Source organism: Paenibacillus sp. P4_E11 (assembly GCF_056401635.1).
On sequence record NZ_JBFUIX010000034.1, the window covers coordinates 1 to 26,071 of the forward strand.

Below are 26,071 nucleotides of genomic sequence, written 5' to 3' on the forward strand. Positions count from 1 at the left end.
ATAGGAAGCAGCCCATACAACACCCGTACCGTCAGGCACGATGAGTTCCGCTCGCTTCATCATGGCCWTGTAGTCGCTGTTGTCGATGGCGGACATGACCATGATCGGATTCGCAGTGATGACCTGATGCGGCTTCCGGCTATGAACCGCCTCTGTAAGGAATTGCACCGTATCGTTCATATTCATTTGCGAGAAGGGAACTCCAAATATGTTAACCGTAGGAAATTTCACGTGAGAACTCATCCTTTTTGACGCAATACTGCGATAATTTGTTGCGCCGGCCGATGCGCTTCTTCCTTCAATTGGTCGATCCGCGCCTGCTTGGCCGATCTCCATTCCATGGGGCGCTGCAGCAGATTGACCAGGTCCTTCCTAACTTGATCGGAATCAAATTCAACTCCGTCAGATGAGGTCACCGCTGAAGCTTGCATATCCAAACGATGCAGGAATTGATCGATCTTCGGATCATACGAAATGCCGAGCAGAGGTACATGCTGCGAAGCCGCGTAAATTAGCGAGTGCAATCTCATACCGATCAGAACATCGCAAGAGCTTACTTCGGCCAGCATATCTTGTGGGTGTATGACTCCACTTATTAGCTGTACACGGCTGGAATCAACGGAATGTTGCCCCGCTCCCAGCAATTCCATTACATAGCGGGACGCTTCTTCATCTGTAGGCAAGTGAAACGGAAGGAAGCGAAGTATCACGTCTCGGCTCGCTTGAACCGCCTTCAATGATTCGGCCAATGCTTTCAATTCATTCCGATCCTTGTTCCAGTAACGTACCGATATTCCCACTACGGGAGTATCACTTGCACCTTGTGAACGATCACTCGGTTTGTTCAGTACTGCATCTTTCAACTTCAACCCCATAACAGGATCTGGAACTACGTCAATCCGCGCATTAGGGACACCCATACGCTGCAGCAAATCAGCTGACTCTTGGTCCCGAACGGAGATATAGCGGCACTTCTTAAATACGGATCGAATGAAAGGATCGTATAGGCGTCGATTCACCGGCCCAATACCTTGAGCATAAATAAATGTAGGCTTTCCCAGCCATTGAGCCAGTTGCACAATAGCCAAGTAGTAAGGGATCGTAAGCGCTCCTGTTGCATCTTGCAGCAAGCTTCCACCACCGCTGATCAACCCGTCGCACTTACGCAGCTCAGCCGCCACAGCTCCCAGCTTCATCCGATGGATAGCACGCACACCATACATGCGTTCTGTCCATTCCGGGTTGGCGGACAATACGATCGGCTCTATGCGTACACCCTGCTCTTTCCCTTCCGCTTGAAGGGCGAGCAGCATCGATTGCAGCACAGCCTCGTCTCCACTGTTATTGAAACCGTAATACCCGGATATTGCTATTCTTTTAACAGGTAAGGAGACCATCGCTTCCAACTCCTTACTAATACTTCCCATACTGCGATATAGAGAAGCCCGATGACTAACCCGAGCAGCACTCCATAGGTAATGCGTGTAAGCGAAATGAAAATCGGGGTATGCAGATGGGCGAACGTGTCCACCATAGACAGTTGACCCATTACTGCCGCCGCAAACAAATACACAGCATTGCGGTATTTCATTAACAAGTATGCGCTTAGAATGAACAACGGATGCGCGAACAGAAATTCCTTATTCCGTGGCCTCACGCCAAGCTTATCCTCCAACAAGGTACGGAATATTTTCTCCACATTGGAAGCCTGTCCCTCGTTGCCCGTACGCGACAAGTAGTACCACAAGCCCACCAAGGCGATACCCGCTAACGTGACCATTAAGATGCTGATTTTCGTGGAAAGAATCGTCCTCGCCCGCTGAATAGCTCCTCGAAGTCCGATTTGTCCGTTAAACAATAGAACGTATAGTCCAACCAAAACCATTGGAATCAAATGAAGCAAAGCCACCCCACGGAATTGCTCCAGTACCAAGTAGTAAGAAATGCCCGACAACAATCCCACCACGTAAGCAATCCCTATAACCGTGAGCCCCGAGGAGCGTAAAAACACGCCCAATGCTTGCATAACACTCGGTGCAAGTCCGCGCTTATTTCGACTCTGTATGGATCGAATCGCGTAGATCGTCGACCAGGTGGGCGCACAAATGCCTACAGCCAAAGCTGTCGCTTGTAGCGCAAGCGAGGAAGACAAGCCATACAACCCTAATACTCCGACTAGCCCGATGACAAACAATAATAGGATCAACGATTGAACGAAGGAACCGATGGTCAGCGCAATAAGCGCGGCGCCTCCCGCTAACAGCACTAGCTTAAGGGCTTCAATCGATTTGCCATGTTCAACAAACGCATGTGCTTCCCCGAATTGGTAACCGATGTCTTCAATGCGCTGTATAGCCCCTTCGGGCCCTTCCAGGCTGTTCACGATATTGTCCACATAGTCGTTCATGAACCCTTTGTCCATATCCTTGGCAGCCTTGATATTGAGGAACAGAATGCGAATATTGCGGTCTTTGACTGCCAAAACCAGCTTGTCCGCAATCTTATCCGGCTTGAGGTTGGCCTCTGTATCAAACAATGGGAACACCCGAACGGCATTGTTGTTCAGCTTGTTCAGGAACGATACGGTGAAGCCCTTCTGTGGAGCTTTCAGCCGATCGATCGCCCCTACGCCCATCTTGTATTTATTTAACAAGTCCAACGTCTCCACCACATTGGACTTCTCAGGATCTTCATCGTAGCCAGTGATCGCTGTGCCGTCAAACAAAATGCGTTTCACGCCAAAACTGCTCAAGCTCTTAAGCTCCGCTTCCAGCTCTTCTTTGGAGTAGGGCTGCAGCCGGTTCGATAATCGCCCTACAAGCTGGAATCCGAACTCATTATGGAGCCTATCCATCGTAATTGGGTCAGGAGGCAATGGCTTCGTATTGGCCTCTTCATAAGGAAGCCCTATAATCAGTCCGCTCTGGTTGTTATAACTCCAGGGACGGACGTCCGCCTTGACCCGATTGCGGTATACGTTCTCAATTGAACTCTGCAGCTTGTTCCGAGCCTCATTAGAGGTAAACAACAGGTAGGTGAAGTTCTCGTTCACACCTGCTGGCTTGCCGGTCATCGCCGAATACTCATTCGATGTGAATACTTGGATACTCCGGCTGTATTTCAGCTCCTCTAATGAAGCTTCATAGACAGCCATCGAGTTTACCCCTGCAGCCTTCAACCGCTTGAGCTGCTCTTGTACATACGTCTGCGGATTCGGTTTGTACTGTGACGCCTCCAGCAAGTCGCGATAATCGAATACAATCTCCACATTCTTCGTGGAACGCTCCGTCTGTACCCGCTCATATGCTAATGGCAATGAAGCGATCAACCCTATAACGACTAGCAGCCAAAGCCACTTCCCAACTCGACGATTGAATTGCAAATATCGTTCCAGCACTACGTTCACTCCCTAATTCTTTTGCCTTCTTAGCCGTCTACCCTGGACATGACATCCGCCCGGATTCGCTCCAACTTCTCTGATGACTCTGCCTCCGAGGCCCCGCATACAGAGAAATAAATCTTAATCTTAGGTTCCGTGCCTGATGGTCGCAAGCAAAACCACGATTGATCTTCGAGCACATACTTCAATACATTTTCCTTCGGCAGATCATCAATACCCTCTGCATAGTCCTGTACAGAAGCTACACGAATGCTGGCCACATGTTCAGGCGGGGTTGTACGCCAATCGTTCATGATGCCTTGAATCGCAGCCACCCCATGAATGCCCTTCAACGTACGCGATTCCAACGCTTCCATGAACGTCCCGTATGTACGGTAAAGCTCCTGCAGTACCTCGTACAAGGTCTGGCCTTGGCTCTTGTAGTAAGCCGCTGCCTCACACAGCAACATGGAGGCTAATACCGCATCTTTGTCACGGCAATAATTGCCGGCCAAATATCCGTAGCTCTCCTCATAGCCGAACAAGAATCGGTGCTCTCCGGTCTGATCGAATTCAGTCATCTTGGCACCGATGTATTTGAATCCGGTTAACGTATTCAGAGTCGGAATGCCGTACGCTGCCGCGATGACCGCTCCCATCTCACTGGTCACGATCGTCTTGATCACAACACCATTCGAAGGCAAGGTTCCCTTCTTCTTCATCCCACTTAGCAAATAATGCGTCAAAATCGCACCGGACTGGTTGCCGCTCAGCACGACATATTCGCCGGACGCGTTCAATACAACCGCACCGACCCGATCACAATCAGGGTCCGTCCCAATAATAATATCGGCTTGTTGGGCCTTGGCTAATTCAATCGCTAACGTAAAGGCTTCTCGCTCCTCCGGATTCGGAGAGCGTACAGTAGAGAAATTCGGGTCTGGCTGTTCTTGCTCCGCCACGACGTGGACATGCCCGAAGCCGATCTCAGCCAGCGCACGGCGGACGGATAGGTTACCAGCCCCATGCAATGGAGTATACACAATATGGAAGTTGTCGCTGATCGCCCGGACTTGCTCTGAGTGCAGGCTGACGCTAGTGACAGCCTGCAAGTACAGATCGTCCAGCTCCTGACCGGCGCTAACCAATAAGCCCTGCTGTTCCGCCTCCGATTGGCTCAATCGCTTCACATGCCCGAATCCCTCAACAGATTGAATATGGGCGAGAACCCGCTCCGCGCTGTCCGGTACCAGTTGACCCCCATCGGCGCCATATACCTTGTACCCGTTGTACTCAGGCGGATTGTGGCTCGCCGTGATTACGATCCCTGCCGTGGCCTGTAAGTGCCGCACGGCAAAAGACAGCTCCGGAGTGGGCCGGAGCGATTCAAACACATAGGCGCGGATGCCGTTGCCCGCGAGTACTTGCGCTGCCTCCAGCGCAAACTCCGGCGACTGGTTTCGCGAATCGTAGGCGATCGCCACGGATGGAACCGAGGACGCTCCAGAAGCCTGCTCCTCCAGTACAAATTGCGCAAGACCTTGCGTTGCCTTCGCTACAGTGTAGCGGTTCATTCGATTCGTGCCAGCACCGATTACTCCGCGCAGCCCGCCTGTTCCGAATTCCAACTCTTTATAGAAGCGATCCTCGATTTGGTCCGCCTGATTCTGAATATGTAGTAGTTCCTGCTTGGTCGTTTCATCCACAGCTGTGTCGTTCAGCCATGTTGCATAACGTACCTCTGCCTCGCTCTTCTTCATTGTTTCCGCCTCCCGATTGGATGATCCGCTTATACGGTTGAGGATTTATTGGCCAATGCGAACATCAGTCCACCCTCGGCTACCACTTGGTCTCCCACTTTGGCTACTGCTGTGCCTTTTCCAATCGTACCTTTCAATCGGGTAATGTTCACTTCTAGGGTAAGGGTGTCGCCTGGTACAACTTGCCCGCGGAACCGGAACTCGTCGATTCCCGCGAAGAAAGCCAGTTTGCCTCGATTCGCTTCCATCTTTAATATCGCAACGGCTCCTACCTGAGCCAACGCTTCTACTATGAGCACACCTGGCATAACCGGATGTCCGGGAAAGTGGCCCGCGAAGTGAGGTTCATTCATCGTAACGTTCTTCACACCGACAGCTCGAACCCCTTCTTCTACTTCAAGAATACGATCAATTAACAGGAATGGGAATCTGTGGGGAATAATGTCTTGAATTTGGTTTATATCTAACATCATTAACGCTCCTCTTCGAGTGTGGTATAAATACTTGGCATTATACTTAGACTAACAACTATCCCTTCCCCGTCTGCAGGCGAAGAAGGTTGATATAAGGGGGCGTAGCGGATGACCTCGAAGGGCTTTCCTACGCCTTTTTTCCTACATCGCTGGCTTTGGTTTCCTGATTCAGTGATTTGAATAAAAAGATGTAAACAAAGGAGGCCAAGAAGGACACTCCAATCGCACTCCACAAGATGGTAATGCCTAGCTCTTGGTCGAAGAACACGAACAGGAACGCCAAATAGTACAAGACCGTTGCGACTTTCCCCATCGTATTGGCCGGTACCGTTCGCTTCCCGCGAAAGTGGAAAAATGCAGAACCAACAATCATGCCGGCATCGCGAATAAGCATGACCACAGCTGCCAGCCAAGGAATTCTTCCGGTAACCAGGAGGGAAATCACGACGGTCAGCATCATGCATTTGTCCGCCAGCGGGTCGAGCATAATGCCCATCTGTGTGATCTGTCCCCGTTTGCGCGCCAAATAGCCATCCAGTACATCAGTTGCTCCCGCCAATACGACAATCGCAAAAGCAGTCTTGATATACCCAAGGCTATAGAAAACGATATAGATCGGTATTAAAAAAAAGCGACATAGTGTCAGCAAGTTAGGAAGATTCAATCGCAACCCTCTCCCTCATTCGTTACTTCATCCATTCATTATACCGTTCTTATACAAAAAATAAAACTCCCATTCCGGGAGCAATCTAGGCATTCCCGCAAGCCATGCTCGCAGGAGTCCTCTTAATTCGCAAATACTAACTCAAATAGATGCTTCCACGTGTCCATGTTCCATACGTCTCCGTACTCCCTGCCCCCCATGTACACGTACCCGAATACTACACCACCAACTAGTGCGGCAACACACAAAACTGGGATCAGCAGCACTCTTAGAACACGAAGGATGATTCTCAACCATGTCGGAATGCGCTTGCGAGTGGTCGACGGAAGCGCCTGCGACTTGGACAACTGGTCTTGCGGCGATGGGGAAGGCGATGACGGTGGGGTTGGCGCCCCCTTGGCAACTGGCGGAGCTGGGCGAGTGCTGGCGTCTTTCTTATTGGAAGAAGTCAATCCGTTCTCAGCTCCGGAGCGAGTTCGTGAGCGCCATCAAATTGTCCGCCGAAACCAATGCCTTCGCATTTAATTGGAACGCCCGTTGGGTTAGCATCAATTCCGTCGTTTCATCAGCCAGGTTGACGTTCGATTGCTCGACGAACCCTTGTCTTACCGCCAGTTTACCCTCTTCCGGACTGATCGGAATCGTCCCGACCACCCGAACAACATCGCCAAGAAGAGCCGGATCAAGTGTATTGGGTACCGTATACATATTCTCACCTAACTGCTGCAGTACCTGCGGCCGCACCACCTGCACCAACTTCAACTGTCCCGCTGGAATAGCAGGCGTGCCAGGGGTTAGCTCGCTATACGCTAGAATCGTGCCGTCTTCTGCTATCTTGATCTTATGGTAGTTCGGAATGCGAACCGGTTGGTTGTTCACACCGAGAACAGCATGGCCTTGCTTGGTCGTTAAATATACATTGTTTGGGTCCACTGAACTCGCGGTCAAGGAGAACGCCCCGTCCCGCGTCCAGGCTGGTTTCAACACCGGTTGTCCATTGGCATCTTGCCCTGGAATTGCAATCTCGAACAAGGCGTCACCTTCAATCGCCACGTCCGTCTGCAAGTCGGTCGCCTTCAGCGAACCTTGCGACATCTGGGTCTGGATGGAGCTGATCTTCGCTCCCCAGCCTTGAGTCAGCCCAAGCGGTGACACACGGCCGGCTTGTTGGAACGCGGCTGGCTGAGACATGGTCGTCGTCAACACGTCATGGAAAGTCGCTTCCTGCCGCTTGAACCCCGTCGTATTGATGTTAGCCATGTTGTTGGCTATAATATCTAGTTTCTGTTGAAGCCCCTTCATCGATACCAAGGAGTTAATCATCGAATGATTCATCGCTTCGAACACCCTCGCTTACTTGTATTGACAGAACACGAAAGCCGACCGCCTCTTATACGCGGCCGACTTCATTCACTGCCTTATCCAAACTACGATCATAATATTGTACGATTTTCTGATTCGCTTCATACATGCGAGAAGCCGTCATAATATCAACGGTCGATTGGGTAGGGTCTACATTCGAACGTTCTAGAAAGCCTTGACGAACCTCGATTTGATCGGTTGGATTCATCGGTGCTATGGCAGATGGCTGGGTAACGTCATTGCGAAGAACCCCGCTACCTTCTGCAATTAATCGCATAGGTTCCTCCACACGGGTTAGCAACAAAGCCATCGGCTGTCCGTTCGCATCCAGTATGGTCCGTCCATCCACAGAATCCAGCAATTCCCCACGACCGTTCATCGTAATGTTGCTGATTGGGATGTCCGTCACCGGATCAATAAGAACGATAGGCTGACCATCGACACCTGCTACACGGAAGCCTTCCGCGGTAACGAGTTGGCCTAACGCATCGATGGAGAATTTCCCGTTCCGGGTAAACCGCTGCTCCCCGTCCTGATTCAACACGGTAAAGAAAGCCTGCGGCTGGAATACACGTTGGCCCTCATCTGTAATGGTCTTCCCATTATCGAACTGCATGCCGGCCACTTGAATATCCGAGACAACAGCAAAGTCGAAGGGATTGCCGGTCTCTCTTAAGTCCCCTTGTACGTTCACGGTCAAAGCTTCCTCAGCCAGAACGCCCGTATTCAACCGACCGGTGTTGAACCGCCGAACGCCAGGAGCGTCACCTTCTTGCAAAGTGATCAACATCTCTGGAAATGAACGTGACACCATACGGCTCTGTTTGAAGCCGGGTGTGTTAACGTTCGCTATATTATTCGTGACCGTATCATGCTTGCGTTGCTGCGACAACATACCTGCAGTTGCGGTGTACATTCCTCTAAGCATAGGAGGCCTCCAAGATTGACAAGTTTATACTATAGTATCGGTAAGCTAACCGAGTTTTTTTCTAGTTACTTTGTCTAGGTTGTCCAACATAATGCCTGTCCCATTAACAACGCAATGCATAGGATCTTCGGCGATAAGCACTGGAACCTTCAGCTCGTCCGCCAATAGCTGATCTATACCGTGCAACAGCGCGCCCCCGCCAGTCAAGATGACCCCGCGGTCGATAATATCGGCTGACAACTCAGGCGGTGTACGCTCCAGTACAATCTTAGCCGCTTGCACAATCGCGGTTACCGATTCCCATAGCGCTTCTTTCACTTCGTGTGAATGAATCGTAACGGTCTGCGGCAACCCGGACACCATATCGCGCCCTCGGATATCCATCTCCTCGTTGCGGGATTCCGTATACACGGTCCCGATCTTCAGCTTGATGTCTTCCGAAGTGCGTTCTCCAATCAACAGCTTGTACTTGCTCTTTATGTATTTCATGATGGCGGAGTCGAACTTGTCCCCTGCGATCTTAATAGAAGAGGAGGTCACGATGTCGCCCATGGATAACACGGCTACGTCCGTGGTCCCTCCGCCAATATCTACAACCATATTCCCGTAAGGTTGGAAAATATCCATCCCGGCTCCAATCGCTGCCGCCTTCGGTTCTTCTTCCATAAACACTTCTCGTGCTCCGCTGCGTTCGGCTGCTTCACGGATTGCCTTCTGCTCCACCGAAGTAATATTGGTCGGGGCGCAGATCAGAATGCGGGGATGCGAAAACCATCGCTTGCCGCCCACTTTCTGAATGAAGTGCTTCAACATCATTTCCGTTATTTCGAAATCGGCAATGACCCCATCCTTCAAAGGGCGAGTCGCTATGATGTTGCCAGGTGTCCGCCCCACCATTCTATGGGCTTCCTCTCCTACGGCAAGCACACGCTTGGATTCGCTCTCAATTGCAACGACAGAAGGTTCATCCAATACAACGCCGCGCCCTTTGACATGAATGAGTACATTAGCCGTACCTAGGTCAATTCCTATATCTTTGCTGAACATGAATACTAATCCTCCCTGAAAATCCATCCGCCACGACGATAGTCCGTTTCACACAATAAGTATATCTATTTCGACAGCTTTTGCAAAATTCCTCTTTTTTCAGATAAAGAAGTTCATGAGGAAGCATTCTGCTTAGTGGGGAGGGTATATGACAGGGAAGGAGAATGGGTTAGCGGGCTGTCACCAAATGGTCGGAAGTTTTGGGCGATCGCGTCCGTTTGTACTTCACTTTCGTGGCTTCTCCTCCTCTTAAGTGGCGAATGGATTTGTGATACTCCAGGATCAGTTTCACCTGATTGGCCAATTCCGGATTGATCTCCGGTAGCCGTTCCGTTAAATCTTTATGCACCGTGCTTTTGGATACCCCAAATTCCTTGGCTATTGTGCGAACTGTTTGTCTCGTTTCCACAAGACTGCGACCGATTTTGATTGTACGTTCTTTGATGTAATCGTGCACTCCCCTCGCCTCCCTGCTCGAGTTAGTTTGGTACAGTATATGAGGGGCAGGGCCATATATTCTTTGTTTCCAAGCCTGACAAGCCTAGTCGTACAAATTATTTTGTCGGACAAACTGAATCGCCCTGTACAAGGGAAAACAAAAAAGCAGAGGGAAAGATTCCTCTGCTTGTGGGAACAACACTACTTACTTCTGGCTGAGCAACGTTTCCGGATTGACCGGAGTCCCGTCTTGACGAACTTCGAAGTGAATGTGGTAGCCCAATTCCTTCTCCAGTTCGCTTCGTCCCGCTGTAGCGATGGCGTCGCCCTTCTTCACTTGTGCATCCTTCGCCACCTTGACGTCGGATAAGCTTTGATAGATGCTGACCATGCCATTACTGTGCGTAATCTCAACCAATTGACCGACCAACGGGTCTTTGTCAACACGAGTGACTTTCCCGCTGCCAGCAGCGATCACATCAAACGGCTTATCATCGCTCCGACCCAGGTCCAAGCCCATATGCGGGGTCAACGTCTCGCCATACTCGACCATGGCAGCTTGTCTCACTTCATTCGAAGCTTTGCTATCGAAGAAGCTCATGAGCACATCCACATCACTGCTGTTCTTTACGGGCCATTGCAACGTTTCGGTGTTGGCGGCTACGGCAAGCGCATCAGGCGTTTTCTTACCGTCAGTTTGAGTTTGTTTCGTCGTTTCCACCCCTGTGGTCTCATCGGATAGCGTCTGCGTACCCGAATCCTGATAGACCCACATTAAGGTTAGTATAATTGCCGCCGCTGCCATGTAAGTTGCAGGAAATACCCACTTCTTCGCGGTTAACCTCTTCCATGTGGAAAGTTTGACCGACTCGGCTCCGTTATTGGTTTTCGGAGCGTTTTGTTTGACCTGAGTTTCTTTGTTTTGTTCACTCATTGGTTATCACCTCAGTAACCAGTGTGACCAGATCAATAGGTTTTATACGTGAGATGATAGATTTTTTCTAGTACTCGCAACCTTTCATTTTTTCAGTATAGAAGACGCTTCTCGGATATCAACGCCTTGATAGTAGTACTTAACGATCGCTCCCGCATCATACCCTGCCTGCGCCATTCCATTCGCACCCCATTGGCTCATCCCTACGCCATGTCCGTACCCGTAAGTAGTAATCTCTATGTTGGTTCCCTTCACCTTCCATTGAAACTCCGAGGATGCTAGTCCTAGCTTCTCGCGAACCTCGCGACCCGTGAACGGTTTGCCGGCAATTTGCAGCTTCTTGATCCGGCGCCCCTCTGTTGTTTCCAACACCCGCATGCCTGACGTTCCTGTGGACACCGCGATTGTAGTAGGCAAGCCCAGGCTCTTCATCACTTCTTTTCCTTTCAAAATAACCGTCTGTTCGTATTTGGGAGACAATTGCTTGTCCCAGGGACTCGGAACACTTCGCAGATAGGGAATGTAGGTTGTCCAGTAATCTTCTGAATTCTCGGTATACCCGTTGCTCGTAGAGAAGAATGCTGCTAGGATCGGTTGGCCCTTATACACAATAATCTGATTCTCTGTCTCATTCACCGCACGATTCAACCGCTCCATTTGCGTTTCATAGAGTCCCTCGCCCCACAATCGCTTCAGTTCATCCTCGGACTTGTAAGCCTGATGGGCTACGGTGTCGGTAACAAGCGCTCCGGTTACTGGAACTTGGCTGTAATCCTGGTCCAACAAACGCTTCACAATATACGTCCGGGCGGCAAGCGCTTGAGCCTTCAAGGCCTCTAACTCGAAATCAGCCGGCATCTCGGCCGCTATCACATTGCGCACATACGTTTCCAACGGCACCTGCTCTATGAGTGTAGATGCGCTTCGATATACCGGGATGATTGGGGCCTTATACCGATCCGTGGCCTGGATACCGATTCCCGCACCGATTTGATTTTCCGTCTGGCCGGTGTCGCGCTTGGCAGTGGGTGTACGATCTACTAGAATGGCGGGGATCAGAATGGCAACGCAAAGAAACGCACCCAGGGCAATTCCTAATAGCGGGGCTACCGTTTTGTTGAACTGGTTGAACTTATTGAACTTATTGAACTTATTTCGCCTGTTGTACTTGTTAAGCTTATTCAATCGGTTGATAGGTTTGTTCACCGGCATCTCCCTAGTCTCCTCTTCTCGGTCTTCTCTGTTGCGATATTCCATTCTATGAGAAGTTGGGACATGCTAGAACCGAAGAGAATCGAGAGAGTGCTTCGTAAGAGTTCCGTTTGGCGCGGGGAGGGAGTGAACAGGAAAAAACTGCCGCTCAAGTGCATGATTGCACTCGAACGGCAGTTTTCTATAATTACCATTTAATAGTCTGTTCAACGATTTGATTTTTGTGAATATTTATTCATTGGGGTTATGGAGGGACAAGGGAATGGTACGTAAAGTTTACGGCCGCCTTTGAAATCAAATTGTAACCACAAGATTAATTAAAAACAATTTGAATTTCAACAGCGGTGGAGTGCCATCCCTTTCCTGCAATAACCCCCATCAATGAATATGTATTCACGGATTTACTTTCGTCGGACAGCCCCCTACATTACGCCCAGCTCGGTTGTGGGTTGATGGAGAAGAGCGGCAGCTCCGGTTCCTTGTCCTTCACAGGCAACTCCACCTTCTCCCCTTCATGCCGGCGAATATCGGCGCCCAAGCTCTGCAGCTTGCCGGTAATGTCAACATACCCCCGGTCAATATGATGGATGCCGGATATCTCGGTCTCTCCATCGGCTACGAGTGCCGCCAAGATCAGAGCGGCGCCTGCGCGCAGGTCGGTGGCGCACACCTTAGCGCCCTTCAGTCTGACATTGCCGCTTACAACAGCGGTTCTGCCGTCGACTTTTATTTGCGCCTGCATGTACTGAAACTGCTCTACGTGCATAAAGCGATTCTCGAACACCGTCTCCGTTACTAAGCCAGTTCCGTCCGACACCATCAGCAGCGCCATCATCTGGGACTGCATATCGGTCGGAAACCCGGGATAAGGCAACGTCTTGACGTCAACCGATCGCAGGGGTTGATCGGCCCGCACGGTTATGCCGTTCTCATCCTCAATCACCACGACTCCCATTTCCTGCAGCTTGGAGATGACAGGACGAAGATGGTCACCAATCGCACCCTCAATGTAAACCTGGCTCCGCGAGATCGCAGCCGCAATCATATACGTTCCCGCTTCAATACGATCGGGAATAACGGTATGTACGACACCCCTCAGTTGTTCCACGCCTTCGATACGGATGAGCCCGGTTCCTGCGCCGCGAACTCTTGCTCCCATCGCATTCAGATAGTTAGCCAGATCTACGATCTCAGGTTCCTTGGCCGCATTCTCTATGATCGTCGTACCTTCTGCAAGTGTGGCCGCCATCATGATGTTCTCGGTTGCGCCTACACTGGCCACATCCAAGTATACTTTCGCACCCTTCAAGCGCCCTTGAACACGAGCTTCAATATACCCCTGACCTAGATCAATCTCGGCCCCCAAAGCCTCAAAGCCCTTCAGATGCTGGTCAATGGGGCGAGTTCCAATCGCACAGCCCCCCGGCAGAGCAATTCTGGCATATCCTTTACGGGCTAACAGCGGGCCCATAACCAAGAAGGAAGCTCTCATCTTCCTAATCCACTCATAGGGTGCTTCACAGGCTGTTATCCGCTCTGCATTGACCCGAATCACTTCATCCTTGTATGTGATCTGAACACCTAAGCTTTTCAATACTTGACTGATCGTCAATACGTCGTCTAGTGGAGGGGCATCGTGTATGATGCTCTCACCCTCCGAACCTAAGATTGAGGCAGCGATAATGGGCAGAACTGCGTTTTTCGCTCCGCTGACTTTCACGTTCCCGGATAATCGCTTGCCACCGCGGACGATAATTTTGCTCATCTAGATCCCCTCCGCGAGTTCCCTTGTAATAGTCAAACCATGCATGGTTAAAACACCCACCGTTCAGTTTAGCACCCGGCTCCGAGCGGAAACAACTGTTAAATGATTCCTTGCTGCCCGCTTTTCACCCGTTACAGTCTTCGCAGTCCATCGGCCATTTGGAACGGTATCCCGAAAAGTTTATGTTCTTACTACCATTGTTGACAACAAAAAAGGATGTTATTCGACAAGTTAGAACATCCCCTGTAGCAGTTGCGACCAATTGAAATAATCGATCACAAACCGTGCCACTTCATAGCCCAATACGATGGAGAGCAATACTTGTAGCATCTTGGCCGGAACGCTCTTCGGACTTTTCAGAAACAAGTCGAACCTGAATTGCTGCAAGCTCCACCATGACAAGAATATGGCAATCAGAACGATCGTGATATTAACAAGTCCCGACATCGCCAATGAATTCTTTACTTGCTCGGCCACATCCATACCGGATTCCTCCATTCCGTTCTAATGACTAGTTCGCTAACACTTGAGTAAGCAGCGCGACTAGCTCTGCCCGGGTACAAGGTTGTTCAGGCCGGAATGTATCGTCATCATAGCCCGATATCAGGCCCTCCAGCTTCAATTGCTTCAAGATCGGCGTCGCCCAGTAATCGGAAGCCACATCGGCAAAAGGAATATTCCCTCTCTGCTTCCCGCTGATTCCCAGTGCATTCGCTACCAGGACGGTCATCTCAACACGAGTGAGTTCCCGATCCGGCTGTACCGTGCCATCCGGATACCCCTGAACCACCCCGGCTTGAGCGCCTAGCGAAATCGAGTCATAGGCCCAATGAGAGCCCGGGAGATCCGCGAATTGCACGGACTTACGCTTGTTGTACCCGAACGCTCGAACGATCATGGTCACGGCTTCTGCTCTTGTTAAGGTTCGCTCCGGTCTGAATGTATAGTCCCCGAAGCCTTCAACGACATGACGATCACTCAGTTTCTGGATGGCAGATTGCGCCCAATGATCCCTTATATCGATGTACCCGCCAACCATCCGATCGATTTGGGCCGAAATCCGATACATTTGGTCCTGGAAGCCCATATTCGCGGTTAATTTCACGAAATATGTGCCCGGTATTAGTTGTTGTGTCAGTTCCACTCCCGATTGACCCCACGGATTCATCACTCCACTAACAAAGACGAGTGAACTGTTCAGTAATTCCATCCTCATGGTTCGATTACTTGGGATGTTATTCAACTGCAGACGCAGCAAGCTATCCTCGGCAACCGTGATTTTAAACCAATCCTGATCCTCTCGATCGCTTGCATCTATAATACCCTCTAGCTCATACTGATTGCCCAATAGTGTGGACTGGTAAGACTTATCATTCGGTTCATTCGGGTCAAGCATACGCATATCGTACAGAACCTCTAATGTGTAGGACCCGTTCACGGCATGGGTCGTCGTCTTATCAGCCAATATGTAGTACGTTCCCGGAAACACGTCCAAGCTGTAGGATTCAGGCTCCCCGTCTCCATTCTGGTCTAGAGTGACGAGCTTCTCCCCTTTCTTCTGAACCTTCAGAATGACATCCATCCGCTTCGTATCAGGCGTCAACCGCAAGGTAAGTGTTCCAGACTGCTCTACACGGATGGAATACCAATCCTGATCGTCCTCATGGTCGAAGGTTCCGACAATCGACTGGTACCGCGGTGCAAGCTGATAAGCTTTGTATTGCTTATCATTGTCCTCGAAGGGGTCGCTCCCGATTCGGAACGTGTTCGTTATTCGGTAAACCCAAGCCTTGTTCGACTTCCGCTCGATAGAACTCCATACAAAATCATTTTTGCCCTTCTTTACTGGGACATCTATCGTCTGGGAGGCCCCAAGCGAATAGGGGACACCCTCAGGATAATCCGATGAGTAATGCGTCCATCGCACATCAGATGGAGTCGGCTCATCTGCATTCAGTTTGAAACGAATTGTTCCATCATAAGGCACCTCTATTGAAAACCAATCCACATCTCGTCCATCTTTAAGCTCCCCCATCAACATCGTATTGAGTGGAAATGGCTTAGCAGTCGCCGGGGTTTCATTAGGCTCGTAAATGTCGGGTTGATGCAGCCCAGAAACGACGCGATCCACGCGCAGCAATCCGTATCCCGTATACATGTCCCAGCCTGGGTCGCCGATATCCTCTGCGGTTTGTCGGAGCAGATTGCGAATCTCGTATACCTTCATTCCCGGATTGCGGCTCCAAGCGAGTGCGGCCGCGGCCGCTACTTGAGGGGCAGCCATCGATGTGCCTTCGTTGAAATCATACTTACCGCCCGGTGCGGTCGTAAATACCGACCAAGGTGCCACCAGGTCAACTTCCGGGCCATAATTCGAGCGGTACTCGAATTGGTTGTTCGTACGCACACCGCCCACAGCCACCACGCTAGGATACGCAGCCGGGTATCGCACAACCTGCCCTTCGTCATTCCCCGTTGCTGCTACAAGCAGCACCCCCTTGTCTTCGGCATACTGAACGACTTCCTCAAGAAAAGGATCGTTACGCAGCAGTCCGACAGACAGCACGACGATTTTGGCACCATGATCAACGGCATATCGTATGCCTTCGCCAAGCTTGTCTTCGTCCCCTCTGCCGCTCGGTTCCAGTGCCTTGATGGGCATAATCTTCGCTTTCCAGAGCAGGCCGGTGATTCCTTTATTATTGTTACCCAGCGCAGCAATAACGCCCGCTACACTCGTACCATGCCCATTGTCGTCTCGCGGCGGCTGGTTACGCTGAATCAGATTCGTTCCGGGGACCAAGTTGTCTTTCAAATCCGGATGATCCAGATCTACGCCCGTGTCCACAAGCGCAATGATGATGGATTCGTTCTGGTTCACATGACTCCACGCTTCTTCGGCGTGAATTTGCTCCAAGTACTTTTGCCGGCTCAGAAGCGGATCACTCGGTTTGACAGCTGCTAGCTGCAGAGCTTGGTTCGCAATCAAATATTCGACTTTGTCCGAATGGCTCCATTTCTCCGCCCATTCCACTTCATCCACCCCAGAATTGGGCCGGACGATGATCAGACCCGACTGCGGATGAGATCTGACTATTTCGGTCGTTTCCATAAAACTCGGATCCGATTCACCTTTCCACTTCAACAGCCAAGTAGCGGAATTGGATCGATCTGGTGCAACTGCAGATGAAGTCACTTGATAAGCTAATAGATTGCCTAATAAAAGTAGGAGAAAGGCCAATAGAAGAAACGCCGGCCTATACGTTCGGTTGAGTGTCATAGATTAGGATTCCTTGCTGTAAAAAAAGATGAATGGCTACAAATTGAATCCTTTCTATTGTAACAAAGTTCCCTCCTAAAGTCTCATCATCGGTGGTATTCATCCAAATTTAAAACTTCTCGCAGCAAGGATAAACGCCTAACGGCGTCCATTGACGCCGTGCGTTTGCCGGGACGATGAACAATCAGCGAAGTTAATCATTCTGAATCGTCAAAAAGGACCCTCCGCTAATGCGGAGAGCCCCTGGCATCCATATCATGTTGCCCTTATTGGATAAAAAAGTCTAATGGTAAGCTGATGATTTTCTCAATCCAACCAATTACCACGTAAGGGAATAGCCCCATTGCCACTGTGGCCGCCGCGCAAATCCAAAGGGTGATAAGCGCAGGTACGGTCGACTTGAATTCCGATTCATTGTATGTTGATCGCATGAACATTTGCCGGATAATGCCGAAGTAGTAGTAAAACGAGACTACACTCGTTCCGATCAGGATAGCCGCAAGCCAATACTTATGCACTTGCAAGGTTCCTAGCAAAATGTACAGCTTTCCGAAGAAGCCTCCTGTAATAGGCAGCCCTGCCAACGATAGGATAAGGATCACGGTCGCTACGGCTGTAAGCGGTGCGCGGTAATACAATCCGGCGAAGGCAGAAATCTCTTCATTCTGTGTCGATTCACTTACCATCATGTACACCGCGATCATCCCGATGTTCATGAACACATAAGCGATCAAGTAGAAGAAGAACTCGGTGAAATTGGAATAGTGCACAATGCCATATTGCGTCGAGATCGGTACGAGCAAGTAGCCCGCATTGGCGATCCCGGAGTAGGCCAGCAATCGCTTCAAGCTCTTCTGCCGCAATGCAATGGCATTCCCGGCAATCATCGCGATAGCGGCCAGCACAGACAAGGACAGGAACACATCGCTGTGAATATCCGTCTGTAGAATGCTGCCGAGACCGAATACGCTATAGATGACTCGGAAGGTAAGTGCAAACCCGGCTGCTTTGGATACGACGGCCAGGAAGGCCGTAACTGGCGACGGCGCACCCTCGTACACATCCGGTGCCCACGTATGGAATGGCGCTGCGGCAATCTTGAACCCGAACCCTGCCAGCAATAGGAAGAACGCCAAGTATATTAAAGCTTTAAAGTCTGCGGAATGTTCCGAGATCGCTTGGTTGATTTCCACAATATTCGTAGACCCGCTAATCCCATATAGAAAGGACATCCCGTACAAGATGATCGCCGATGAAATACCGCCCTGTACGACATATTTAAAGGCGCCTTCATTGGAAGCCAGGTTCTTCTTGCGCATCCCTACCATGACATAAGACGTAATGCTAAGCAACTCCAGACCGACGAATAGCGTAATCAGATCACCTGAAGAAGCCATGATCATCGCCCCGACGACAGCTGGGAGGAACAAGTAATAGAATTCGCCTTTATGCTGAATCTCTTCGTCCTTGACGGAGCCGAGACTCATCAGCACGATCAATCCTGTCCCTACTAGAAGCAGCAGCTTGAACAGGTTGCCGAAATCGTCAATACGGTAACTCTGCCCCAGCAGTCGGATCGGCTCGGACGACCCGATCAACCCTGTCGCTTCATTCACAGGGTTGATCATCCGAATATCGAGGCCTACGAATACAGCCGAGACAACAATACCGACTAAGGCGCCCCACCCGATGATGTTACGGTTCACTCTGCTCGGCAGAAAGAGGTCGAGCAAGGAAAGAACAATCGCAAATATAACTAATATAAGCTCAGGCGCGAGAAGGGGCAAATCGGCCGCTGTCAATCGTTGTAGCTGGTCCATTGGTCTATCCCCCCACCTTTGCAATACTTTGTATCCATTGATCGAAGCCGCTGACGGTGTAGTGCAGCGTCTGACTCAGCACGGCCGGGTAAACCCCCAACAGAATGATGAAGGCGGACAATGTGATCATCGGCACCGCTTCAACCAATCGTGCATCCCTTAATTGGCGGAAAGATTCTGGAATCGGTCCATAACTGATCTTCAATATTCCTCGCAGCACGTACACCGCTGTGAGAATGATGCCAAGCGTACCGACGATCGTGATCGCTGGCATGCTGTCGAACAGCCCCAGGAACGCCAAGAATTCACTCACGAACCCGGACAGTAGCGGCAGTCCAAGCGATGCCATCCCTCCGACCATCAAGATGCCGCAGATGAACGGAAGTGAGGCGGCTAAGCCCCCCAGTTGCTCCACTTCGGTAGTCTGTGTGCGCTCATATAAGCTTCCGACAATCAAGAATAATAGCGCCGAGATCAATCCGTGAGAGATGAGCTGGAAGATGGCTCCCTGCATGCCAATTTCATTGAATGCCGCGATGCCAAGCAGCACAATTCCCATGTGACTGATACTCGAGTAAGCCAGGATGAGCTTGAAGTCCTTCTGTCGGAATGCCAGAATCGCCCCGTATAGGATGTTAATGACCCCGAGGACCGCGAGTCCAACCGCCCAACCTTTCGCCTGAGCGGGAAAGAGCAGGATGCCGTAACGGATCAATCCGTATGCCCCCATCTTGAGCAGAATGCCCGAGTGAATCATAACCACCGCAGGATGCGCTTCCTTATGCACCTTCAACATCCACGTATGGAACGGGAAGATAGGAAGCTTGATGCCGAATGCGACGAGCAGCATGAAGAACAACGACCATTTCATCGTATCGCTTAGGTAGAACGGATTGTCCGGAATAGTCTCTGCCGTAGCGTTCACGAAAGATTCTGTATCCTGGAACAAGTTCTTAGCGATAACATCGACGTTCCCGCTGTAAAAGAAATTCGTCCCTTGCTCTGTGTTCTCCATCGTAAACCCGGCTGTGTTCACAAGGATCAGGAAGGCTAACAGCATGATCGCCGAACCGATTCCGTTGTAGATCAGGAATTTGTTAGCCGCCTTCTCCCTGTTCGTGTAACCCCAAATCCCGATCAAGAAGAACATCGGAATGAGGGTCAGCTCGAAGAAGAGGAAGAAAAGGAATAAATCCCGGGCCATGAACACGCCGAACATCCCTACCTCCAGAATGAGGAACCAGATGTAGAAAGCTTTCCATCTTTTCTTCAAATGAACGGATGCAAGTGCAGCCATAGCGGTGACCAGTGCAGTTAAGAACACCAGCGGCAGCGACAATCCGTCCACAGACATCGTGTAATTGAACTCATAGAAAAACTCTTGAAGCGAGCTGATTTCCCCAACTTCCTTATTCAAAGGGACTTTGATCCAGTTCACTTCTTCTTTAAACTGCATTTCGTCCGTATCTTGCTTGAATCCCGAATACAAGATTCCTGAGAGGAGCAGCGGAATCAACGTAGCGATAATCGCAACCGTCTTCAGCGTGCGGCCCTTATGCTTCGGAATGAACAGTAGGACGAGAAGCCCTAATAGCGGCGAGAAGGTAATCATCGATAAGATAGGCCAGTTATCGAGCATGTTAGATGAACCTCCTTCCGACGAGCGCGAGCGTTAATAGTAGCAGCCCGATGAGCGTAATCAACCCATACGTTTGAACTTGGCCGTTCTGCAATCGAGAACCGACACGTCCTATTCCACCTACTGCGGAAGCAGACAGCTTAACTATTCCGTCGACAACGAATTCATCGAACAAATTCAGAACATTGCCGATCCCCTTGAGCGGCTTCACGAATATAGCCCCGTACAGCTCATCGACATAATATTTACGTTCTACCAGCTTGTGCAACCATGGGGCAGGCCCCGATATTATTTCCCTGGAAATACGATTCTTCATATAGATCATATAACCCAGCCCGATACCGAGTACGCCCACCAAGGTGGATAGAACCATAACGATGGCTGTTCCGTCGTGTTCGGCAACTTCTTTGCCTGTCAGCCATTCCCCGAACCATCCGTTGAATGGAGTCTGGACGAAGCCAGCACCTACTGCCAAGACGGCCAGTATGATTAGAGGTAAAGTCATCACACCAGGTGACTCATGTGCCTCCGTGTGTGTACGTGATTTGCCCATGAATACCAGGAAGAACAGTCGAGACATATAGAATGCCGTGAAAAACGCCGCGACCAGTCCGATGATGAATAGCCCCCAACGACCATCGTGATACGCTTCGGCTAATATCGCATCCTTGGACCAGAAGCCTGAGAACGGAGGAATTCCCGACAAAGCTAATGTTCCGATAGCAAATGTCCATGTTGTAATCTTCATCTTACGGGCAAGTCCGCCCATCTCATGAATGTTCTGCGTATGTACAGCATGAATGACACTACCTGCTCCTAGGAAGAGTAGAGCCTTGAAGAACGCATGTGTGAACAAGTGAAACATACCCGCAGTAACGGTAGTACTGATGCCTAGCGCCATCATCATGTAGCCGAGTTGACTGACCGTGGAGTACGCCAATATTCGTTTGATGTCATTCTGGGCAACACCGATTGTGGCTGCGAATATGGCTGTGAATGCACCCACGTAGGCTACGATGTCCAGCGCAATGGGCGAAGCCTGGAAGATGTCGAACGTTCGCGCTACCAAGTACACCCCAGCAGCAACCATCGTCGCAGCATGGATCAAGGCACTGATCGGTGTTGGACCTTCCATCGCGTCCGGCAACCAAGTATGCAGTGGGAACTGACCTGACTTCCCGACCGCTCCAATGAAGATCAGAACCGCAATCCAATTAATGATATGTTGTGGAATTTGCTGTTCGGACAGTGCATTGTGGATACTGTTAAAATCAAGCGAGTGGTTCGGCACGTACCAGAAGAGTAGAAGGATGGCTATAAACAAGCCCACATCGCCTATACGCGTCATGATGAACGCTTTTTTGGCCGCTGCCCGCGCTTCCGGCTTGAAGTACCAGAACCCGATTAATAGGAACGAGCCTAATCCAACAAGCTCCCAGAATATGTACAGTTCCAACAAATTCTCTGAGATGACCACGCCAAGCATGGCAAATGTAAACAGCGCCACATAGCTGAAAAAAACCGTCTTGCGGTCATCGCCTTGCATATACCCCTTGGAGTAAATGTTCACAAGCAGACTGACTAGCGAAACGATAAGCAGCATAAGCGCGTTGAGGTTGTTAATCTCAAATCCCATACGGATGGACACGTCGCCAACCTTGATCCATTCAAGCGCGTTCCATGAGTAGTTGTCTGCATGGCTCCCAAGCCGTTCAATCCACACCAGGAGCGACAGGACAAAGGAAGCGAGCGTCGCGATTATGCCCACGTAGGCGCCAAGCTCTCTCCACTGCCGGCCGATAGCCGTCAGCACTAGGAAGGCAGCCAGCGGGAACAGCGGAATGAGCCACGCTAATTGTGAGTAGGATTCCATTGCTTAATTCCTCCTTAAGACTTTTCGGAGCAAGGTAACAAGCTCGATTCGGAGCTTTCGCAGAGCCAAGTCACTTCTTCAACAAATTCATTTCCGTGACATCGCTCGTTCCTTTATTCCGATACAACGAAACCAATATCGCAATGCCGATTGCCGCTTCGGCTGCCGCCACAGACATGTTGAACAAGGAGAAGATTTGACCGGTTAGTGAAGGATTCACGCCCATCTTCGCGAATGCCACCATGTTCAAATTGACTGCGTTCAACATGAGCTCGATGGACAGCAGGACGATAACGGCATTCCTCTTGGACAACGCCCCATATAACCCGATACAGAACAAGATTGCAGCCAACGTTAAGTACGGTAGAATCGAATCGCTCATCGCTTAATCCTCCTCCCGCTTGGCCAACACAATGGCGCCTATGAAGGCAACCGTCAAGAGCACCGAGATGAGCTCGAACGGAATCACATATTTGTTAAATAATAGCTTCCCGATCTCAAGCGTATTGTCCTCGATTTGCGGGAATTCGGCCGTTGGAAATGTCGTTTGTTGCACCGCATAGAAGATTACACCGAACAACGCAAGCACACCCAAAGCCAGCAGCACTTCATGAGCGGGTCGCTTGGGTCCTTCTTCTTCACGCTTGTGCTGGGTCATCATAATCCCGAAGATCATCAGGATCGATATCGCTCCGGCATAGATCAGAATCTGCACAAAGGCCAGGAATTCCGCTTGCAGCAATACGTAGAGTCCAGCCAAACTGATAAAGGTGACCGCGAGCGCCACGACCATATGGACGACCTTCGTAAAGCTGATCATGAAGATGGCCCCGCCAATCGCGAACAAAGCGAATATGAAGAACCCGATATTAGCTCCGCTGGAGAAAAACTCGACTAAATTATCCAGCATCCTTCTTCGCTCCTCCCTTAGGTACAGGCACCGTGTTTTCCTTGCGAATGTTCGTGTTGTTGTCGTGCAGCCATTCCATATTCTTAAACAAATCATCACGGCTGTAGCTCGCCAGCTCGAAGTTGTTCGTCATCACGATCGCCTCTGTCGGACAAACTTCCGTGCACAGGTCGCATAAGATACAAATCTCGAAATTAATGTCGTAGGTTTCGATCACAAGCTTGACCTTGCTCTCAGGATCCGGATTCTTCTTCCCCGTCAGTGTAATACATTCTGTCGGGCACACACGTACACACTGGTTGCACACGATGCATTTCTCTGGATCAAAGTATTGAATGCCCCGAAACCGGTCAGGCAATTGCAAAGGTACGTCCGGGTATCCGTACGTCACTTTCTTTTGCGTCATCGTCTTTAATGTAAGCCCAAGCCCTTTGATAATGCCTTTCATCCGATATTCACCCCAGTCGTCATTGGATTCATCGCATTAACTCCAGTACGATGGCCGATAGAAACACGTTCACCAAAGCCAATGGCAGCAGCACTTTCCAGCCGATTCCCATCAACTGATCCACACGAACACGGGGAAGTGTCGCCCGCAGCCAGAACAAGAAGAAGACGAAGAACGAGAACTTCAACAGGAACCAGATAATACCCGGAATAAAATCCAGGAATGGGAATGGCGCATACCACCCGCCGAAGAACAAGATTGTAGTTAGTGCCGCAATGGCGAACACATAGACGTACTCCGCCAACATGAAGAAGGCGAACCGGAATCCGCTATACTCCACATGGTAACCGGCAACCAATTCCGATTCTGCTTCCGGCAAGTCAAATGGCGTACGATTCAGCTCGGAGACGGCTGCAATGACGAACACGACCAAGCCGAGAATTTGCGGCAGGAAGTTCCAGTCCCAGAACCAGCCTTGCTGCGCTTCGACAATTTTGCGCAGATTCAAGCTGCCTGTCATGAGAATGACCCCAATAACAGAGATGACTAGGGGGATTTCATAACTGACCATTTGCGCAGCGGAACGCATCCCGCCGAGCAGCGAATATTTGTTATTAGAAGCCCAGCCGCCAATTACAATACCGATTGTCGAGATGCTGGACAACGCTGCATAATAGAGCAGCCCTACGTTCAGATCGGCAAACTGCCAAGCCGACGTGAACGGGAACGTAGCCAGTACCACGAACGACGGCACGAACGTAATGATCGGCGCGAGGATGAAGAGCTCGCGTTCCGCCTGACGTGGGATCGTATCTTCCTTAATAAGCAGCTTCAGTACGTCAGCTACGGATTGCAACAAGCCCAATGGCCCCGTACGGTTCGGACCGATCCGGAACTGCATCCAGCCGATGACCTTGCGTTCGAAGTAAATCGCATACGTAACGAAACCGAGTACGAGCAGCAGCATAAGCACGCCGAGAGAAAGCATAATGCCGAAGTTCGCCCATGTCAGATTTTCCTCAAGCATGGTCAGCATTAGCAATCCACCTCCCCAAGAACGATGTCAATGCCGCCCAGTATCGTAATCAAGTTCGTCATCGATTGTCCGACTAGCAGTTTCGGTAATATTTGCAGATTAATGAATGAAGGTCTTCTGAATTTCAACCGGTACGGCTTATCTTTCCCCTTGGATACGATATGGCAGCCGATTTCTCCACGTGGAGACTCGATCCGTACATACACTTCTCCTTCAGGCGCACGAAGCACCCGCGGAGCTTTTCCCATAATGTCGCCTTCGCCCGGGAACTGTTCCACCGCTTGCTCCAGAATGCGAAGCGACTGATGAATCTCTTCCAAGCGCACTAGATAACGGTCGTAACAATCCCCCGTCTTGCCTACTGGCACATCGAACTCGAAACGATCATAGATGCTGTATGGCTGGTCCTTACGTAAGTCCCACTTTACGCCGGTAGAACGCAAGTTCGCTCCGCTAAGACCATAATCGATCGCCGTCTGTGCATCATACCTGCCAACACCCTTAATCCGCCCCAGGAAAATCTCGTTGCCGCTTACGAGTGTGTCGTACTCTTTCAATTTCTCCCTCATATAAGGGATGAACTTGCGCACTTTCTCAATCCAACCTTCGGGAGCATCCCACTTCACGCCGCCAACCCGCATATAGTTGTAGGTAAGGCGCGCGCCGCATAGCTCGTTAAACAGATCGATAATGATCTCTCTGTCGCGGAAGGCGAATAGAAAGGGACTCATCGCCCCGATATCGAGTAAGTAAGTTCCCCACCAGACCATGTGGCTGGCAACGCGCTGCAGCTCCATCACGATGAGGCGCAAATATTGGGCGCGCTCCGGGATTTCCAACTGCATCAACGTCTCTACCGCATGCACGAGAACATAATTATTCGTCATAGCCGACACGTAATCCATCCGGTCGGTATACGGGATAATCTGCGTATAGTTTAAATCCTCGGCCAGCTTCTCTGTCCCGCGGTGCAAGTACCCGACGACCGGCGTGGCTTCGGTAATGACTTCTCCATCCAGCTTGACGATTATCCGAAACACGCCGTGCGTGCTGGGATGCTGTGGCCCCACGTTAAGCAGCAGTTCTTCAGTACGAATCAACGG

The 26,071-nt window shown here is 50.5% G+C and carries 24 protein-coding genes; all 24 read right to left on the minus strand.

Going from position 1 to position 26,071, the window contains the following annotated elements; all coding sequences use genetic code 11:
• Window positions 1-243: WecB/TagA/CpsF family glycosyltransferase (locus tag AC1DWB_RS14860; protein WP_477541855.1), on the minus strand; the 243-nt coding region annotated here is incomplete at its 3' end.
• Window positions 240-1,397: a polysaccharide pyruvyl transferase CsaB gene (csaB, locus tag AC1DWB_RS14865; protein WP_477541856.1), complete on the minus strand. Its 1,158-nt coding sequence runs from the start codon at window positions 1,395-1,397 to the stop codon at window positions 240-242. The genes AC1DWB_RS14860 and csaB, both read right to left, overlap by 4 nt.
• Window positions 1,370-3,397, minus strand: coding sequence for a DUF5693 family protein (locus AC1DWB_RS14870; RefSeq protein ID WP_477541857.1), 2,028 nt, complete (start codon window positions 3,395-3,397; stop codon window positions 1,370-1,372). The genes csaB and AC1DWB_RS14870 overlap by 28 nt, the downstream gene beginning before the upstream one ends.
• A 29-nt stretch (window positions 3,398-3,426) precedes the next feature.
• A complete protein-coding gene (locus AC1DWB_RS14875) occupies window positions 3,427-5,139 on the minus strand; it encodes a phospho-sugar mutase (RefSeq protein WP_477541858.1) in 1,713 nt (570 codons plus the stop codon).
• A 29-nt stretch (window positions 5,140-5,168) separates the two neighbouring features.
• Window positions 5,169-5,609, minus strand: a complete 441-nt coding sequence (fabZ, locus tag AC1DWB_RS14880; protein WP_477541914.1) for a 3-hydroxyacyl-ACP dehydratase FabZ — start codon at window positions 5,607-5,609, stop codon at window positions 5,169-5,171.
• A gap of 130 nt (window positions 5,610-5,739) precedes the next feature.
• A complete protein-coding gene (locus AC1DWB_RS14885) occupies window positions 5,740-6,276 on the minus strand; it encodes a CDP-alcohol phosphatidyltransferase family protein (RefSeq protein ID WP_477541859.1) in 537 nt (178 codons plus the stop codon).
• Window positions 6,277-6,398: 122 nt separating this feature from the next.
• Complete coding sequence (locus AC1DWB_RS14890) at window positions 6,399-6,728, minus strand: DNA-directed RNA polymerase subunit beta (protein ID WP_477541860.1); 330 nt, start codon at window positions 6,726-6,728, stop codon at window positions 6,399-6,401.
• A 7-nt stretch (window positions 6,729-6,735) separates the two neighbouring features.
• Complete coding sequence (locus AC1DWB_RS14895) at window positions 6,736-7,611, minus strand: flagellar hook-basal body protein (protein WP_477541861.1); 876 nt, start codon at window positions 7,609-7,611, stop codon at window positions 6,736-6,738.
• 55 nt (window positions 7,612-7,666) lie between these two features.
• Entirely contained in the window at window positions 7,667-8,566 is a 900-nt protein-coding gene (locus AC1DWB_RS14900) for a flagellar hook-basal body protein (RefSeq protein WP_477541862.1), read from the minus strand.
• 45 nt (window positions 8,567-8,611) lie between these two features.
• Window positions 8,612-9,613, minus strand: a complete 1,002-nt coding sequence (gene mreB / locus AC1DWB_RS14905; RefSeq protein ID WP_477541863.1) for a rod shape-determining protein MreB — start codon at window positions 9,611-9,613, stop codon at window positions 8,612-8,614.
• A gap of 169 nt (window positions 9,614-9,782) precedes the next feature.
• On the minus strand, window positions 9,783-10,070 hold the full coding sequence (spoIIID, locus tag AC1DWB_RS14910; protein WP_477541864.1) for a sporulation transcriptional regulator SpoIIID: 288 nt from the start codon (window positions 10,068-10,070) through the stop codon (window positions 9,783-9,785).
• Between the two features lie 186 nt (window positions 10,071-10,256).
• A complete protein-coding gene (locus AC1DWB_RS14915) occupies window positions 10,257-10,985 on the minus strand; it encodes a peptidoglycan DD-metalloendopeptidase family protein (RefSeq protein WP_477541865.1) in 729 nt (242 codons plus the stop codon).
• An 84-nt stretch (window positions 10,986-11,069) separates the two neighbouring features.
• Window positions 11,070-12,197, minus strand: coding sequence for a stage II sporulation protein D (gene spoIID, locus AC1DWB_RS14920; protein WP_477541866.1), 1,128 nt, complete (start codon window positions 12,195-12,197; stop codon window positions 11,070-11,072).
• A gap of 427 nt (window positions 12,198-12,624) precedes the next feature.
• On the minus strand, window positions 12,625-13,962 hold the full coding sequence (gene murA / locus AC1DWB_RS14925; RefSeq protein WP_477541867.1) for a UDP-N-acetylglucosamine 1-carboxyvinyltransferase: 1,338 nt from the start codon (window positions 13,960-13,962) through the stop codon (window positions 12,625-12,627).
• Window positions 13,963-14,193: 231 nt separating this feature from the next.
• Window positions 14,194-14,445 (minus strand): DUF1146 family protein, encoded by a 252-nt coding sequence (locus AC1DWB_RS14930; RefSeq protein WP_477541868.1) that lies wholly within the window; start codon window positions 14,443-14,445, stop codon window positions 14,194-14,196.
• A gap of 28 nt (window positions 14,446-14,473) precedes the next feature.
• Entirely contained in the window at window positions 14,474-17,242 is a 2,769-nt protein-coding gene (locus AC1DWB_RS14935; RefSeq protein WP_477541869.1) for a S8 family peptidase, read from the minus strand.
• A gap of 266 nt (window positions 17,243-17,508) precedes the next feature.
• Window positions 17,509-19,062 carry an NADH-quinone oxidoreductase subunit N gene (locus tag AC1DWB_RS14940; RefSeq protein ID WP_477541870.1) on the minus strand — a complete coding sequence of 518 codons (1,554 nt, stop codon included), beginning with the start codon at window positions 19,060-19,062 and terminating at the stop codon, window positions 17,509-17,511.
• Between the two features lie 4 nt (window positions 19,063-19,066).
• Window positions 19,067-20,701 (minus strand): complex I subunit 4 family protein, encoded by a 1,635-nt coding sequence (locus AC1DWB_RS14945; RefSeq protein WP_477541871.1) that lies wholly within the window; start codon window positions 20,699-20,701, stop codon window positions 19,067-19,069.
• A 1-nt stretch (window position 20,702) separates the two neighbouring features.
• Window positions 20,703-22,574, minus strand: coding sequence for an NADH-quinone oxidoreductase subunit L (nuoL, locus tag AC1DWB_RS14950; protein WP_477541872.1), 1,872 nt, complete (start codon window positions 22,572-22,574; stop codon window positions 20,703-20,705).
• 70 nt (window positions 22,575-22,644) lie between these two features.
• On the minus strand, window positions 22,645-22,956 hold the full coding sequence (gene nuoK / locus AC1DWB_RS14955) for an NADH-quinone oxidoreductase subunit NuoK (RefSeq protein WP_477541873.1): 312 nt from the start codon (window positions 22,954-22,956) through the stop codon (window positions 22,645-22,647).
• Window positions 22,957-22,959: 3 nt separating this feature from the next.
• Window positions 22,960-23,484: an NADH-quinone oxidoreductase subunit J gene (locus AC1DWB_RS14960; RefSeq protein ID WP_477541874.1), complete on the minus strand. Its 525-nt coding sequence runs from the start codon at window positions 23,482-23,484 to the stop codon at window positions 22,960-22,962.
• Window positions 23,474-23,932 carry an NADH-quinone oxidoreductase subunit NuoI gene (nuoI, locus tag AC1DWB_RS14965; RefSeq protein ID WP_477541875.1) on the minus strand — a complete coding sequence of 153 codons (459 nt, stop codon included), beginning with the start codon at window positions 23,930-23,932 and terminating at the stop codon, window positions 23,474-23,476. The genes AC1DWB_RS14960 and nuoI overlap by 11 nt, the downstream gene beginning before the upstream one ends.
• 28 nt (window positions 23,933-23,960) lie before the next feature.
• On the minus strand, window positions 23,961-24,968 hold the full coding sequence (gene nuoH, locus AC1DWB_RS14970; RefSeq protein WP_477541876.1) for an NADH-quinone oxidoreductase subunit NuoH: 1,008 nt from the start codon (window positions 24,966-24,968) through the stop codon (window positions 23,961-23,963).
• Entirely contained in the window at window positions 24,968-26,068 is a 1,101-nt protein-coding gene (locus AC1DWB_RS14975; RefSeq protein ID WP_477541877.1) for an NADH-quinone oxidoreductase subunit D, read from the minus strand. The genes nuoH and AC1DWB_RS14975 overlap by 1 nt, the downstream gene beginning before the upstream one ends.
• Between the last annotated feature and the right edge of the window lie 3 nt (window positions 26,069-26,071).

Coding starts and splice junctions, on each gene's coding strand:
- csaB (WP_477541856.1), bottom strand. CDS start 1,397: ATGGTCTCCTTACCTGTTAAAAGAATAGCAATATCCGGGTATTACGGT.
- AC1DWB_RS14875 (WP_477541858.1), bottom strand. CDS start 5,139: ATGAAGAAGAGCGAGGCAGAGGTACGTTATGCAACATGGCTGAACGAC.
- fabZ (WP_477541914.1), bottom strand. CDS start 5,609: ATGTTAGATATAAACCAAATTCAAGACATTATTCCCCACAGATTCCCA.
- AC1DWB_RS14895 (WP_477541861.1), bottom strand. CDS start 7,611: ATGAATCATTCGATGATTAACTCCTTGGTATCGATGAAGGGGCTTCAA.
- AC1DWB_RS14900 (WP_477541862.1), bottom strand. CDS start 8,566: ATGCTTAGAGGAATGTACACCGCAACTGCAGGTATGTTGTCGCAGCAA.
- mreB (WP_477541863.1), bottom strand. CDS start 9,613: ATGTTCAGCAAAGATATAGGAATTGACCTAGGTACGGCTAATGTACTC.
- AC1DWB_RS14915 (WP_477541865.1), bottom strand. CDS start 10,985: ATGAGTGAACAAAACAAAGAAACTCAGGTCAAACAAAACGCTCCGAAA.
- spoIID (WP_477541866.1), bottom strand. CDS start 12,197: ATGCCGGTGAACAAACCTATCAACCGATTGAATAAGCTTAACAAGTAC.
- murA (WP_477541867.1), bottom strand. CDS start 13,962: ATGAGCAAAATTATCGTCCGCGGTGGCAAGCGATTATCCGGGAACGTG.
- AC1DWB_RS14930 (WP_477541868.1), bottom strand. CDS start 14,445: ATGGATGTGGCCGAGCAAGTAAAGAATTCATTGGCGATGTCGGGACTT.
- AC1DWB_RS14935 (WP_477541869.1), bottom strand. CDS start 17,242: ATGACACTCAACCGAACGTATAGGCCGGCGTTTCTTCTATTGGCCTTT.
- AC1DWB_RS14940 (WP_477541870.1), bottom strand. CDS start 19,062: ATGGACCAGCTACAACGATTGACAGCGGCCGATTTGCCCCTTCTCGCG.
- AC1DWB_RS14945 (WP_477541871.1), bottom strand. CDS start 20,701: ATGCTCGATAACTGGCCTATCTTATCGATGATTACCTTCTCGCCGCTA.
- nuoL (WP_477541872.1), bottom strand. CDS start 22,574: ATGGAATCCTACTCACAATTAGCGTGGCTCATTCCGCTGTTCCCGCTG.
- nuoK (WP_477541873.1), bottom strand. CDS start 22,956: ATGAGCGATTCGATTCTACCGTACTTAACGTTGGCTGCAATCTTGTTC.
- AC1DWB_RS14960 (WP_477541874.1), bottom strand. CDS start 23,484: ATGCTGGATAATTTAGTCGAGTTTTTCTCCAGCGGAGCTAATATCGGG.
- nuoI (WP_477541875.1), bottom strand. CDS start 23,932: ATGAAAGGCATTATCAAAGGGCTTGGGCTTACATTAAAGACGATGACG.
- nuoH (WP_477541876.1), bottom strand. CDS start 24,968: ATGCTGACCATGCTTGAGGAAAATCTGACATGGGCGAACTTCGGCATT.